Consider the following 12691-nt stretch of genomic DNA (forward strand, 5'->3'; position numbering starts at 1 on the left):
ACCCAGAAGGAAAGCAGTGGCAGTGGACATTCGTCGCCAGATCCCCGCAGCATTTGAGCGCGTGGAGCGTAGCAAGTACGGCTACAACGCCAAGCAAGTAGACCAGTTCTTCCAGCGCGCCCGGATGTCGTTTGAAAACAGGGCCGAGGCATCGGAGAAAGTCGGCAGCAACGATGTCCGCGCCGTTTCTTTCGATCCCGTCAAGGGCGGCTACGACGCCACCGCCGTGGACGCTGCCTTGGACCGCCTCGAAGATGCGTTCGCCCGCCGGGAACGTGACGAGCTGATAGCGGCCGAAGGTGAGGAAGCTTGGCTGTTGAAGATCGGCAAACTCTCCGGAGTGTTGCGAGGCCGTCTGCACCGACCTGATGGCGAACGTTTCCGCCGGCCGGAGAAGAAGCGGACGCGCAGCTACAACATCGCCGAGGTCGATGCCTTGTGCGTTTCCCTGATCGGTTACCTGGAGAATGACAAACCGCTAAGCGTCGACAATGTCCGCCGCGCCGCGTTCTCCGAGGCGAGAGGGCACGATGGCTACGAAGAGGCCCAGGTTGATGCGTTCCTGGACCGGGTTGTGGAACTCATGGCGGCGATCGACTAGCTTCGACCAGTAAAGCTCGGAAGCCGGCGTTCCTTCGGCTGCGTTCCTTCAGCGGCGCTGGCGTTCCTTCAGCGGCGTTCCTTCAGCGGAGCTGACGTTCGGTGGCCAGCGGGCGTTCCGGGACGTGAAGCCGGGTCATCAGCCGCGTCACCGTCCCGGGAATCCGGTGTTTCGTTGCGCGCGAGACCAGCACCATCACGCCAAATGCGGCCGGCACGGTCCACGCCGCAGGCTGGGCAAGCCATCCGGGGGCGACGGACGAACCCATGACCGTGGTCGCCACCAGCGCACCCCCGCAGAGGACAGCCCCTGTCACCATGCCGGAAATCGCGCCGGCGTCGGTCAGGCCACGCCACCAAATGCCCAGCAGGAGGACGGGACAGATGGTGGACGCCGTGAAGGCGAAGACCAGCCCCACGCTGCCGGCCAAGGCTGTCGAATCCGTGGTGAACGCAAAAGCCAAAGGCACGACGGCGGCCAGGAGTGCGGCGAGCCGGAATCCCCGCACGCTTCCACCCAGAAGGTCCTGGCTGATGACGCCAGCGAGCGAAACCACTAGTCCTGACGTCGTCGAGAGGAATGCCGCGAACGCCCCAGCCACGACCAATGCCGAGAGCAGATCGCCGGGCACACCACCCAGCAGTTTTCCGGGCAGCAGGAGGACCAAGGCGTCGGGCTGTCCGTTGCGCGCAAGCTCGGGTGCGAAGACCCGGCCCAGCAGGCCGGACGCTGTCGGGAACAGATAGAAAACGGACAGCAGCCCCAACACAATGAGGGTTGTCCGGCGTGCCGATTGGCCGTCCGGGTTGGTATAGAAGCGGACCAGGACGTGCGGGAGTCCAAGTGTTCCGAAGAGCAGTGCCACTAGGAGCGAGACCGTCTGGTAGAGCCCTGCCGCAGGAAGGCCCGTGGGATTGCTGGATGCCTCCGCCATGGCTGGTGTGCCGCCGTCGGCCTGGTGCATCAACAGGAACACTACCGGGACAGCCAAAGCCGTCAGTTTGAGCCAGTACTGGAATGCCTGCACGAAGGTGATGGAGCGCATGCCACCGGCCACCACAGTCAGGCAGACCACCACGATGACGGCGATGGAGCCCACCCATGAGGGCAAACCCGTGCTGATCCGGATGGTCAGCCCGGCGCCGTGTAGCTGCGGCACGATGTAGAGCCATCCAACAGCCACCACCGCGAGGCTCGTGACGCGGCGGACGGCTTTGGACTCGAGCCTGGCTTCCGTGAAATCCGGGATCGTGTAGGCGCCTGACCGGCGCAAGGGAGCCGCGACGAACAGCAGCAGCATGAGGTAGCCGGCGGTGTAGCCTACCGGGAACCAGAGGGCGTCTGTTCCGGTCAACAAGATCAGCCCCGCGACACCCAGGAAGCTCGCCGCGGACAGGTATTCACCGCCGATCGCCGAGGCGTTCCACCAGGGCCGCACAGTGCGGGATGCCACGTAGAAGTCGCCCGTGGTCCGCGAAATGCGCAGCCCGTAGAAGCCGATTGCCGCCGTCGCGAGTGCCACCCCCACAAAGGCCGCCAGGCCGACTGCAGGATTCACTTCTCCTCCACGAGATCGCGGTAGCGGGCTTCGTTCCTTGCCGCTGATCGGTTGTACAGCCACGCACTCAACCCGATCACCGGGTAGAGCGCCACTCCGAGGATGATCCAATTGACGGGGATCCCGAGAATCCGCATTTGTGCGAGGTCCGGGACCAGCGCCACCATGAGCCCGTAGGCGGCCAGCACCAGAAGGAACCCTGAAGCCACCACCACTGCAAGGCGCAACTGCGAACGGATCAGGGACCGGACGAAGACCTGTCCGACGTCCGAGTCTTCGGCCGCCTCGCGCGAATGGTACGGGCGCGTGGGCGCTACCCTGGCTGCCGACTGCGGGGCGGTGACCCGGACCCGGGTCATCCTTGTGGCCGGATCCGGGTGGCCTCGAGCTTGTCCCGCACTGAAGGAAGATGCCTGCGGCTGATTGGCAGTTCGGCCCCGGCCACCGTGACGCTGGGGCGTGCCGCGGCCAGTTTCATGTGCCCCACGTGATTGAGGGACATCAGGTAGGAGCGGTGGATGCGGATGAATCCGGCTTCTGCCCATTGCTGTTCGAGGTCGCTCAGCGGCACCCGGATCAAGTAGCTCGCCTCCGCGGTGTGCAACCGGGCGTAGTCGCCCTGTGCCTGGACGTAGCTGACGTCGTCGCGCCGGATCATGCGCGTGGTCCCGCCTTGGTCGACCGTGATCATCTCCGGGACCTTGCTTCCGTCCTTGATGAGTTCGCTGATGCGGCTGATGGACCGGGCGAGGCGCTCGGCTCGCACCGGCTTCAGCAGATAGTCGACGGCGGCCAGTTCGAATGCCTCGAGCGCACAGTCCTCGTCGGCGGTGACGAAGACGACGGCGGGAGGGCGGGCGCTGTGCGAGATGGCGCGGGCGATGTCCAGGCCGGAAACCGCTGGCATATGGATGTCCAGGAAGACAGCGTCCACGGCCTCGGCTTCGAGGGCGTGGAGGGCTTCGGCGCCGGAGGCCGCCCGGTGGATGGTACCGATGCGCTCGTCCTTTCCCAGCAGGAAGGCGAGCTCTTCAACGGCGGGGAGCTCGTCGTCGGCGACGAGTACGTTGATCATGGTTATAGATTAGCCTCAGGCATCATGGCTCGGCTGGGACTTCGGCACGCGCATGGTGATCAACGTGCCTTCGCCCGGCGCGGTCTCGATGACCAGGCCGTGGTCGTCGCCGTAGACCTGCCGGAGGCGGGCATCGACGTTTCGTAGTCCAACATGGTCGCCGTCGGCGTGGCCGGCCAGCACGGAGCGCAGGTGTTCGGGATCGATGCCCACGCCGTCGTCCTCGATGGTGACCTCTGCGAAGGCTCCGGAATCATTGGCGCAGATAGTGATGTGACCCGGTCCTTCCTTCGCTTCAATCCCGTGGCGCACCGCGTTTTCCACGAGCGGCTGCAGGCTCAGGAAGGGAATCACCGTGCTCAGGACTTCCGGCGCGATCCTGAGGCTCACCTGCACCCGGTCCCCGAAGCGCGCCTTCTCCAACAGCAGATAGCGGTCGATGCTCCGAAGTTCCTCGGCCAGTGTGGTGAAGTCGCCATGTCGCCGGAAGGAGTACCGGGTAAAGTCCGCGAACTCGACCACGAGCTCCCTGGCCCTTGCCGGATCGGTGTTGATGAACGAGGCGATGGCGTTGAGTGAGTTGTAGATGAAATGAGGGCTGATCTGCGCGCGGAGGGCCCGGACTTCGGCCTCCATGAGCAAGGTACGGGAAGCATCCAGCTCGGCCAGTTCCACCTGCACGGCCACCCAGTCCGCCAGTTCACTGGTAGCCCGGACCAGCCCCGCCCCGGCTTGCGGTGCGAAGGCGGCAACGGCCCCCACCACGCGGTTCCCGGCCCGGATCGGCGCGATCACGGCGTTCAGCTCGCGTGATGCGGACACAACTACCGTCCTCCCGTCGGAGAGCACTCCCGCGGCGAGCCCCATCAAGGCGGCTTTCAGTTCTTCCGCTGCGCCGTCCCAGGCCAGGACCGACTCGGTGTCCGTGATGGCCAGGGAGTCGCAGCCAAGCAGGGAACGCAGTTGCTTGCTCGCCTTGCCCGCTCCCGCCGCGTGGAGTCCGGTGCGCAGGTGCTGCCCGGCGCGCGACGCCGCGTGCAAGGTTTGGTAGGTGGCCCTCTCGGCGTCCGTGCCCAGCTCGCGGAAGGAACGGATCACCTTGAGGCCCACCCCGACGACGATCGCCACGGCGAGCACGATGACGGCGATCGCGGCGGTGGTGACGAGCGGGGAATCCGGCATGGAGCAAGAGTAGCGAATCCGCCGTTCGGCGCAGCAACGTGTCCACTGGGCGATGCCTGTGCCTGCGGATCTGGAAGTGGTGCAGCTGCCCGGTGAATAGTGATTCCAGTCACATTGGCTAGGAGTGTGTGGTCGATGTAGACATTCACAACCAGGAGGAAGCCATGGGTAACGAGGCCCAGACACCGGACGCAGCGGCGTCCGTGGATTTCCAGGAAGTCCAGCAAACGGCGCAGTTCCAGGAGCTCCGCAAGCGCCACCGCAGTTTTGTCTTTCCAATGGCCATCGCATTCCTGCTTTGGTACTTCGCCTATGTCCTGCTGGCTGACTACGCCGTGGGCTTCATGTCCACCAAGCTGTGGGGCAACATCAACGTCGGCCTCGTCCTGGGCCTGCTCCAGTTCGTCTCCACCTTCGGAATCACGGCCTGGTATGTCAGCTACTCCAACCGGAGGCTGGACCCGATCGCCGCAGAAATCCGGAATGAGATCGAGGGCCATGAATTCGATAAGGGCGGCGACGCAGTAAGAGGGGCAACAAAATGACTGGAATGGTCCCGATGGTCAACGTTGCCGCGCTCAAGGACACCACGCTGCTCAATATGGGCATTTTCGCCCTGTTCGTCCTGGTCACCATGGTGATCGTGTTCCGGGCAAGCCGGAACAACAAAACGGCCGCGGACTACTACGCCGCCGGGCGCTCTTTCACCGGTTCGCAGAACGGCACCGCGATCGCCGGCGACTACCTCTCCGCCGCTTCTTTCCTCGGCATTACCGGAGCAATCGCCGTCAACGGGTACGACGGTTTCCTGTACTCCATCGGATTCCTGGTCGCCTGGCTCGTCGCATTGCTGCTTGTCGCCGAGCTGCTGCGCAACACGGGCAAGTTCACCATGGCCGATGTGCTTTCCTTCCGGCTGCGCCAGCGCCCGGTGCGGATCGCCGCGGCCCTGTCCACATTGGCCGTTTGCTTCTTCTACCTGCTGGCACAGATGGCGGGAGCGGGAAGCCTGATTTCCTTGCTCCTGGGCATCAGCGACTGGGGCGGTCAGGCCTTGGTGATTGTCGTCGTCGGCGCCCTCATGATCATGTACGTGCTGATCGGCGGAATGAAGGGCACCACCTGGGTCCAGATCATCAAAGCCGTGTTGCTCATCTGCGGTGCGGCAGTCATGACCCTTTGGGTGCTGTCCATTTACGGCTTCAACCTGTCGAACCTGTTGGGTGCTGCGGCGGATTCCGCCAAGAACCCCAACGTGCTCAATCCCGGCCTGCAGTACGGCAAGACCGAGACCTCCAAGCTGGACTTCATGTCCCTCGGCCTGGCATTGGTCCTGGGTACGGCCGCCCTGCCGCACGTGCTGATGCGCTTCTACACCGTGCCCACGGCCAAGGAAGCCCGCAAATCGGTGGTCTGGTCCATCTGGCTGATTGGACTGTTCTACCTGTTCACCTTGGTCCTTGGCTATGGCGCCGCGGCCCTCGTTGGGGCCGACACCATCAAGTCCGCTCCGGGCGGCGTCAACTCCGCTGCGCCGCTCCTCGCGTTCCACCTGGGCGGGCCATTGCTGCTGGGCTTCATCTCCGCCGTCGCGTTCGCCACGATCCTTGCGGTGGTGGCCGGCTTGACCATCACGGCGGCAGCCTCGTTCGCCCACGATATCTATGCGAACGTCATTTCCAAGGGCAAGGTCGACGCCGGAGCCGAGGTCAAAGTGGCGCGCCGGACGGTGGTGGTCATCGGGGTCCTCGCGATCCTCGGAGGCATCTTCGCCAACGGACAGAATGTCGCCTTCCTCGTGGCGCTCGCCTTCGCAGTGGCGGCATCGGCCAATCTGCCGACCATCGTCTATTCCCTGTTCTGGAGGAAGTTCACCACGCAGGGGGCCGTATGGAGCATGTATGGCGGCCTTGCGGCAGCCATCATCCTGATCGCGTTGTCGCCGGTGGTTTCCGGTGCGAAGACGTCCATGATCCCGGGCGCCAACTTCGCGGTCTTCCCGTTGAGCAACCCCGGAATCGTATCCATTCCGCTCGCGTTCCTGCTTGGCTGGCTCGGCACCATGCTGGACAAGAAGCGTGAAGACACGGCGAAACAAGCCGAGATGGAGGTCCGGTCCCTGACCGGCATCGGCGCCGAGAAAGCGGTGAATCACTAGGAGTTTCCTGGCTGTCCGAGAAAGCCAAGAATCCTTCCCACACGTTGTGCGGGAAGGATTCTTGCTTCAGCCGTCGGTTGGGAGGGTTAGTGGTTGTGACCGCTTGGTATCGAGTGCGATCCGTGCGGGACGGCATGCTGCCCGGCCACCGATGCGGCCAGCCCCGGTGTCGTCACTGCTGCGACCACGACGGCGGCGGCAAAGGCAGCGACTACGAGCGCACCGGTCCGTGGGGGAGCCGCTGCCGTTCCGCCGTCGTCGCGGTACCTGCGGGCGAGCCAAGCTGACGAGCCCAGTGCCATCAGGACCAGGAAAAGAGCCGCCAGGTGACCGCCGTCGAGCAATCTTTGGGCCATTCCAGCCACTAGCACGGCTACGTGGACCAGCACGGCTGACATAAGTCCGATGGTTGTCGCCTTGCGGAACCGGAGCCGTCCGCGTTGCATGCTCGCAATCGAGCCCGCAAGCAGTGCCAGGCCCCAGACCGCGAAGATTCCGCCCGCCCACATGAGGGGTCCACGGCTCGAAATGTAGCTTGACGCGATGGAAAGCTCCACGAGGCCGGCCCCCATTCCCGCGAAACACGAAAACAGGGTGACGGAGGCTCCGGCGGTCGGTCCCACGGACGTCGCTGCTTGGGCTGACACTGACCGCTCCTTCCGGGTTCGAGGTCTTCTAGACGTGGGCCCCGGCGGTGTTGGCCCGAACCTTGTCTTGGGAGAGACCCACGCCGAGAAGTACCACTGCGCTGGCAAGGTGCAGGACGTTGTCCGCGCCGTTAAGGGCAATGATATTCAGCGCGGAACCCACGAGGAACAGGCCGAGGATGCCGACCATCGGATAGATAGACACCGCCAACATAGAGCAGCGCTCCACCGATGGCGCTCTCAACCGGATATTCGGACCACGCGGTGCCGTGGATGGGTGGTGGTGACTATTTTTTCGGCACTAGCCCTGGGGCTCGAGGCGGATGGCGTTCAACTTCAGGTCGTTGCCCACAAAGCCGTACCTGAATTGGACGTTCTTTCCTTCGCATTGCAGGGTTCCGGCGACATCGGCAGTGTTGGTGCCATTGACTGAATTCACCATCACGGAGTCGTAGTGGGGCTTGCAGCTGTTGTTTAGTTGAAGGCCAGCGACGCCGGCAACAAATTTCGCCTTAGGCAAGCTTTGGGCGAGGGCAGGGTTCACGTACTTGTCGTAGGCTTGCTCGCTTTGGCCATTCACGATCAGCCGAGTGAAATCGTCGGAGACGGCCTGGACCCTGTTTGTGGCGTTTCCCACCACATTGACCAGCACGATGACCCCCACGACGATCAGCGCCAGCACCGCCCCCACCACTCCGAGGATGATCCAGAGGAGCTTCCGGTTTTTGGCGGGCGGCGGAACCGCCATGCCGTATAGTCCGGGGGCGGGATACTGTCCCGGGGTGGCGTACTGCGCAGGAGTCGCGTATTGGCCCGACGCCGGATACTGGCCCGGAGCGGCGTACGGGCCTGGCGGGGCGTAGGGGGAGGGAGTGCCGTAGCCTGGCGCTCCCTCTCCGTAGCCTGGCGCTCCCGCTCCGGGAAACGGTGGGGCGAACGGGGATGGCCCGGCCCCCGACGCCGGCGGGACGGCTTGGGGGTCGTGGTTCGGCTGCGGCGGTACGTTTGGGGTGCTCATGGTGGTTCCCCTTCCCGGCGACCAGGCCCAGCGCCGCCAACCGGACGGAAGCCGCCAGCCGGCCCCCAAAGGCGTCCACCTGCATCAAATCGCACATTCCGGTGCGGAGCAAGGCCATCCTGCAGCTTCGTCGTCGGCATCCGCTACTTTGTCGGCGCCGCTACCGAGCTTAGTTGGTGCGGAGCGCCGTCTTGGCAGTCCGGTTCAGCAACGGCTGCACCCGGAACGGAATCAATTCGCCCATGGACATCGCGGTATCGGTTCGTTCCACGCCGTCGCACGCCAGGATCTTGCCGTTGATCCGGAACAGGTCCTCGGCGTCGAGCGCTACAACCCGCAGCAACAGGTCAGCCGATCCGGTGAGCCCGTACCCCTCCAGGATTTCCGGGATTTCGGCGAGGTCCAAGGCAAGCTGTCCGAGCTTCTGCTGCTGCACGTGCACGGAAATAAACGCCATGAGCGGATAGCCGAGGGCCGCAGGGTTGATGCGTCGTTCGAAGGACAGGAACGCGTGCTTCTTCTCCAGTTGGGCCATCCGTGCCTGGACCGTATTCCGCGATAGTCCCAGCTTCTGCGCCAAAGCCACCACCGTGCCGCGGGGGTCCTTCGCCATGGCCGAAAGCAGGCGAGTGTCTGTGCCATCCAAAGCTTGCATAATGCGCAACGTTAGCACGGTGAGCCGGGCCCGGACAGGGCAGAATGCGCAGAATTTTCAACGGTGGTTGTACCCAATGAGCATTGTGAGTAGGGTCACAATTAATCCAGGCGACGACGCCCGGATGCTGGCCCGCGGCTGGATCACAAGTCCCTCCAAAAGGCCTGCGAGCACGAGCTGAAAGGTGCGATCAACTGTGTTGACGGACGAAGCCGGCCAGGACGCCTACAAGGCTCCGAATCCCGGAATCAGTGCAGAAAGCCCTCGTCGGACCGGTGGGAACCTGGTCCAACTGATTTCCCCCGCGGGGGAACGCATCAGCCACCCGGAGTTCGATCTCTGGGTCAGCGATGTCACGGACGAGCAGCTGTGCTCGCTGTATGAGGACATGACAGTCATCCGCCGCATCGACGCCGAGGCCACCGCCTTGCAGCGTCAGGGGGAGTTGGCCTTGTGGCCGCCGCTGCTGGGCCAGGAGGCATCCCAGATCGGTGCGGGCCGGGCGCTCCGGGATGACGACTTCGTTTTCCCCAGCTACCGGGACAACGGCGTGGCCTACTGCCGCGGCGTGGAACCGACGGACCTGGTCCGTGCCTGGCGCGGCAATGCGTCCTCCGGCTGGGACCCGTACCGCCACAACATTGCCACCCAGCAGATCATCATCGGCTCGCAGTCATTGCACGCGACCGGTTACGCCATGGGTATCCAGCACGACGGCGCCGACTCGGTAGCGGTTGCATTCTTCGGTGACGGTGCCACAAGTGAGGGTGACGTCAACGAGGCAATGGTCTTTGCCGCGAGCTTCCAAGTGCCCGTGGTCTTCATCTGCCAGAACAACCACTGGGCCATCTCCGAGCCCGTCCGGATCCAGTCCCACATCCAGATCGCCGACCGTGCCTCAGGATTTGGAATCCCCAGCATGCGCGTCGACGGGAACGACGTCCTGGCCGTTTTGGCGGTCACCCGCATTGCGCTGGACAGGGCACGCAAGGGTGGAGGACCCACGTTCATCGAAGCGGTGACCTATCGCATGGGCCCGCACACGACGGCGGATGATCCCACCCGCTACCGCGACGCCAACGAGCTTGAGGACTGGGCGGCCAAGGACCCGATTGCCCGACTCAAGGCACTGCTTCGCACCAAGGGCCTGCTGACGGAAGAAGTCGAAGCCAAGACCCACGCCAAAGCTGACGAGGTAGCCAGAAACCTGCGGGCGGGCGTCATCAGCATGCCGGATCCTGCGCCGTTGGACCTTTTCAACCACGTGTACAGCACGCCCAACTCCTGGATCGAACGCCAGAAGGACCACTACTCCCGCTATCTGGAAAGCTTCAGCGGATCAACCCAGGAAAGGGCACTCTGATGAGCAAGCTGACATTCGCCCGCGCCATCAACGCCGGCCTGCGCAAGTCCCTCGAAAACGATCCCAAAGTTGTCCTCATGGGCGAGGACATAGGGGCGCTCGGTGGCGTTTTCCGGGTCACCGACGGACTCCAGAAAGACTTCGGCAAGCATCGGGTGGTTGACACTCCCTTGGCCGAGTCCGCGATCATCGGCACAGCCGTCGGGCTGGCCTACCGCGGCTACCGTCCGGTCTGCGAAATCCAATTCGATGGCTTCATCTACCCGGCGTTCGACCAGATCGTCAGCCAGGTCGCCAAGATGCACTACCGCACACAAGGCCGCGTGAAGATGCCCATCACCATCCGCGTTCCCTTCGGCGGCGGAATCGGTTCACCTGAGCACCACTCTGAATCTCCGGAGGCGTACTTCACCCACACCTCGGGACTGCGCGTCATCAGCGTCTCCAACCCGCAGGATGCCTACACCATGATCCAGCAGGCCATCGCCTCCGACGATCCTGTGCTGTACTTCGAGCCCAAGCGCCGTTACCACGACAAGGGCGAGGTGGATGAGACTGCAGATCTTTCCACTGCGCTGTCCATGGAAAAGGCCAGGGTGGTCACCCCAGGCAGCGACGTCACCTTGGTGGCGTATGGCCCGCTCGTGAAGACCGCCAGCGACGCGGCTATGGCTGCCGCCGACGAAGGAATCTCCGTGGAGGTTATCGACCTGCGCTCGCTGGCTCCGATCGACTTCCCGGCAGTGGAGGCGTCTGTCCGCAAGACCGGTCGGCTGGTCATCACCCATGAGGCTGCGCAGTCCGGTGGGCTCGGCGCGGAAATCGCCGCGAGCATCACCGAGCGCTGCTTCAACTACCTTGAATCAGCGCCAGTCCGGATCACCGGGTTCGACATCCCGTACCCGTACTCAAAGCTCGAGATGCACCATTTGCCGGATCTGGACAGGATTCTTGACGGCGTGGATCGGGCACTCGGCCGCGGCAACTCCCTGAGCGGCCTGGAAGGATGAGCGCCACCATGATCAAGGAATTCAGGCTGCCGGACCTCGGAGAGGGACTCACCGAGTCGGAAATTCTTAGCTGGAAGGTCGCGGTGGGGGACACCGTGACACTGAACCAGGTCATCGCCGAGGTGGAAACGGCCAAGGCCGTGGTTGAGCTTCCCTCGCCTTTCGCGGGAACCGTGGCCGCTTTGCACGAACAGGCCGGATCCGTGGTGGAGGTCGGCAAGCCGATCGTCTCCTTTGAAGTCGACGACGCCGGAGCCTCACCTTCCGGTGCTGCCGGTTTCGGCGAGGTCGCCTCCACGGAAAGCCCGGCGGAGGCCGCGGCGAAACGCGAGCCGAACCTCGTTGGCTATGGCGCCGTCGTCGAAAAGTCCGGACGCCCGGCGCGACGCCAGCGGATGTTTGACGGGGGCGCCCTCGAACGCGAGCCCGTTCCCGCCGTCGAACCCGTTCCCGTCGTTGAACAGCCCGCTCCGCTCGCCGTTTCAAGCGAGCCGGCGGCGGAACAAGAGCGTCCGCGGTCCACTCCTCCGGTCCGTAAGTTGGCAAGGGATCTCGGAATTGACCTCGGGCTGGTCAAGGGAACCGGGCCGGCAGGGCTCATCACGCGTTCCGATGTCCAGGATTTCGCGGCTGGGTTCCAGGCGCAGGTCTCCGTTCCCGAGGTCGCCCCGACCGCGGCTCTCGCCGCGTCCGCCGTCGGTGTTTCCGCAGAACGCGAGACGCGCACCCCTATCAAGGGAGTCCGCAAGTTCACGGCCGCCGCGATGGTGCAAAGTGCCTTCACGGCGCCGCATGTGACGGAGTTCCTGACCGTTGACGTCACGCCCACCATGGAACTGCTGACGCGGCTCAAGGCTAGTCGCGAATTTGCCGGGTACAAGCTCACGCCGTTGACCATCGCGGCAAAGGCAGTGTTGATTGCCCTGCGAAGGAACCCGACCCTGAACTCCCGCTGGGACGAAGCCGCTCAGGAGATCGTGCAGTTCAACTACGTGAACCTGGGGATTGCCGCCGCTACACCGCGGGGACTGACTGTTCCCAACATCAAAGACGCCCACACGATGACCCTGTTGGAACTGTCCACCGCTTTGTCCGAACTGACGGATACCGCACGTTCCGGCAAGACCTCGCCGGCAGACCTCACGGGCGGGACCATCTCGATCACGAACATCGGCGTGTTCGGGATCGACGCCGGAACGCCCATCTTGAATCCGGGCGAGGCCGCCATCGTGGCGCTGGGATCGGTGCGCAAAGCTCCGTGGGTGCACAATGACGAACTCGCCGTGCGCCAGGTGATGTCCCTGAGCCTGTCTTTCGACCATCGGCTGGTCGACGGCGAACAGGGTTCGAAATTCCTAGCCGATTTGGGCGCGATTCTCTCCGACCCGGCCACGGTCATGACCATGATCTAACAGGCCCAACTG

At 64.0% G+C, this 12691-nt stretch carries 13 protein-coding genes and 1 pseudogene; 6 read left to right on the forward strand and 8 right to left on the reverse strand.

The features are described from left to right. The first annotated feature begins 16 nt into the window (after positions 1–16). Positions 17–601: a DivIVA domain-containing protein gene (locus tag ACX5I4_RS07165; RefSeq protein WP_461836069.1), complete on the forward strand. Its 585-nt coding sequence runs from the start codon at positions 17–19 to the stop codon at positions 599–601. 82 nt (positions 602–683) lie between these two features. Here ACX5I4_RS07165 and ACX5I4_RS07170 read toward each other — a convergent pair whose 3' ends face one another. The 4 genes from ACX5I4_RS07170 to ACX5I4_RS07185 are packed head-to-tail and all read right to left on the reverse strand — an operon-like array spanning position 684 to position 4416. Further along, a complete protein-coding gene (locus tag ACX5I4_RS07170; protein WP_461836070.1) occupies positions 684–2159 on the reverse strand; it encodes a sodium/solute symporter in 1476 nt (491 codons plus the stop codon). Beyond that, a complete protein-coding gene (locus ACX5I4_RS07175) occupies positions 2156–2518 on the reverse strand; it encodes a DUF485 domain-containing protein (RefSeq protein WP_461836071.1) in 363 nt (120 codons plus the stop codon). The genes ACX5I4_RS07170 and ACX5I4_RS07175 overlap by 4 nt, the downstream gene beginning before the upstream one ends. Continuing rightward, positions 2515–3234 (reverse strand): LytR/AlgR family response regulator transcription factor, encoded by a 720-nt coding sequence (locus ACX5I4_RS07180; protein ID WP_461836072.1) that lies wholly within the window; start codon positions 3232–3234, stop codon positions 2515–2517. The genes ACX5I4_RS07175 and ACX5I4_RS07180 overlap by 4 nt, the downstream gene beginning before the upstream one ends. 15 nt (positions 3235–3249) lie before the next feature. Then, positions 3250–4416: a sensor histidine kinase gene (locus tag ACX5I4_RS07185; protein WP_461836073.1), complete on the reverse strand. Its 1167-nt coding sequence runs from the start codon at positions 4414–4416 to the stop codon at positions 3250–3252. A gap of 164 nt (positions 4417–4580) precedes the next feature. Between ACX5I4_RS07185 and ACX5I4_RS07190 the strand changes: the two genes are divergently transcribed. Further along, complete coding sequence (locus ACX5I4_RS07190) at positions 4581–4961, forward strand: DUF485 domain-containing protein (protein WP_461838670.1); 381 nt, start codon at positions 4581–4583, stop codon at positions 4959–4961. Beyond that, a complete protein-coding gene (locus tag ACX5I4_RS07195; protein WP_461836074.1) occupies positions 4958–6574 on the forward strand; it encodes a solute symporter family protein in 1617 nt (538 codons plus the stop codon). Before ACX5I4_RS07190 ends, ACX5I4_RS07195 begins: the two co-directional genes overlap by 4 nt. 86 nt (positions 6575–6660) lie before the next feature. Here the strand turns inward: ACX5I4_RS07195 and ACX5I4_RS07200 are convergent, their stop codons facing one another. From ACX5I4_RS07200 to ACX5I4_RS07215, 4 genes and pseudogenes are all read right to left on the reverse strand, one after another. Beyond that, entirely contained in the window at positions 6661–7221 is a 561-nt protein-coding gene (locus ACX5I4_RS07200; protein WP_461836075.1) for a hypothetical protein, read from the reverse strand. 28 nt (positions 7222–7249) lie between these two features. Then, positions 7250–7423: pseudogene (locus ACX5I4_RS07205) on the reverse strand (DUF4383 domain-containing protein); the annotation flags it as partial. Positions 7424–7522: 99 nt separating this feature from the next. Then, a complete protein-coding gene (locus ACX5I4_RS07210) occupies positions 7523–8239 on the reverse strand; it encodes a hypothetical protein (protein ID WP_461836076.1) in 717 nt (238 codons plus the stop codon). Positions 8240–8408: 169 nt separating this feature from the next. Further along, positions 8409–8894 carry an Lrp/AsnC family transcriptional regulator gene (locus ACX5I4_RS07215; RefSeq protein WP_461836077.1) on the reverse strand — a complete coding sequence of 162 codons (486 nt, stop codon included), beginning with the start codon at positions 8892–8894 and terminating at the stop codon, positions 8409–8411. Between the two features lie 196 nt (positions 8895–9090). On the opposite strand from ACX5I4_RS07215, the gene pdhA reads away from it, so the two are divergent. From pdhA to ACX5I4_RS07230, 3 genes are read left to right on the forward strand one after another with little or no spacing between them, the layout of a single operon-like run. Continuing rightward, positions 9091–10257, forward strand: a complete 1167-nt coding sequence (pdhA, locus tag ACX5I4_RS07220; RefSeq protein WP_461836078.1) for a pyruvate dehydrogenase (acetyl-transferring) E1 component subunit alpha — start codon at positions 9091–9093, stop codon at positions 10255–10257. Beyond that, the gene (locus tag ACX5I4_RS07225) at positions 10257–11267 is read left to right on the forward strand and encodes an alpha-ketoacid dehydrogenase subunit beta (protein WP_461836079.1); all 1011 of its coding nucleotides are present in this window, start codon (positions 10257–10259) and stop codon (positions 11265–11267) included. Before pdhA ends, ACX5I4_RS07225 begins: the two co-directional genes overlap by 1 nt. Continuing rightward, positions 11264–12679, forward strand: a complete 1416-nt coding sequence (locus ACX5I4_RS07230) for a dihydrolipoamide acetyltransferase family protein (protein WP_461836080.1) — start codon at positions 11264–11266, stop codon at positions 12677–12679. Before ACX5I4_RS07225 ends, ACX5I4_RS07230 begins: the two co-directional genes overlap by 4 nt. Positions 12680–12691 lie beyond the last annotated feature (12 nt).

This window comes from Arthrobacter sp. MMS24-S77, assembly GCF_054888235.1.

Bases quoted from the DNA above. Each gene is read 5' to 3' on its own strand.
- ACX5I4_RS07175 (WP_461836071.1), bottom strand. From the start codon at position 2,518: ATGACCCGGGTCCGGGTCACCGCCCCGCAGTCGGCAGCCAGGGTAGCG.
- ACX5I4_RS07180 (WP_461836072.1), bottom strand. From the start codon at position 3,234: ATGATCAACGTACTCGTCGCCGACGACGAGCTCCCCGCCGTTGAAGAG.
- ACX5I4_RS07185 (WP_461836073.1), bottom strand. From the start codon at position 4,416: ATGCCGGATTCCCCGCTCGTCACCACCGCCGCGATCGCCGTCATCGTG.
- ACX5I4_RS07190 (WP_461838670.1), top strand. From the start codon at position 4,581: ATGGGTAACGAGGCCCAGACACCGGACGCAGCGGCGTCCGTGGATTTC.
- ACX5I4_RS07195 (WP_461836074.1), top strand. From the start codon at position 4,958: ATGACTGGAATGGTCCCGATGGTCAACGTTGCCGCGCTCAAGGACACC.
- ACX5I4_RS07210 (WP_461836076.1), bottom strand. From the start codon at position 8,239: ATGAGCACCCCAAACGTACCGCCGCAGCCGAACCACGACCCCCAAGCC.
- ACX5I4_RS07215 (WP_461836077.1), bottom strand. From the start codon at position 8,894: ATGCAAGCTTTGGATGGCACAGACACTCGCCTGCTTTCGGCCATGGCG.
- ACX5I4_RS07225 (WP_461836079.1), top strand. From the start codon at position 10,257: ATGAGCAAGCTGACATTCGCCCGCGCCATCAACGCCGGCCTGCGCAAG.
- ACX5I4_RS07230 (WP_461836080.1), top strand. From the start codon at position 11,264: ATGAGCGCCACCATGATCAAGGAATTCAGGCTGCCGGACCTCGGAGAG.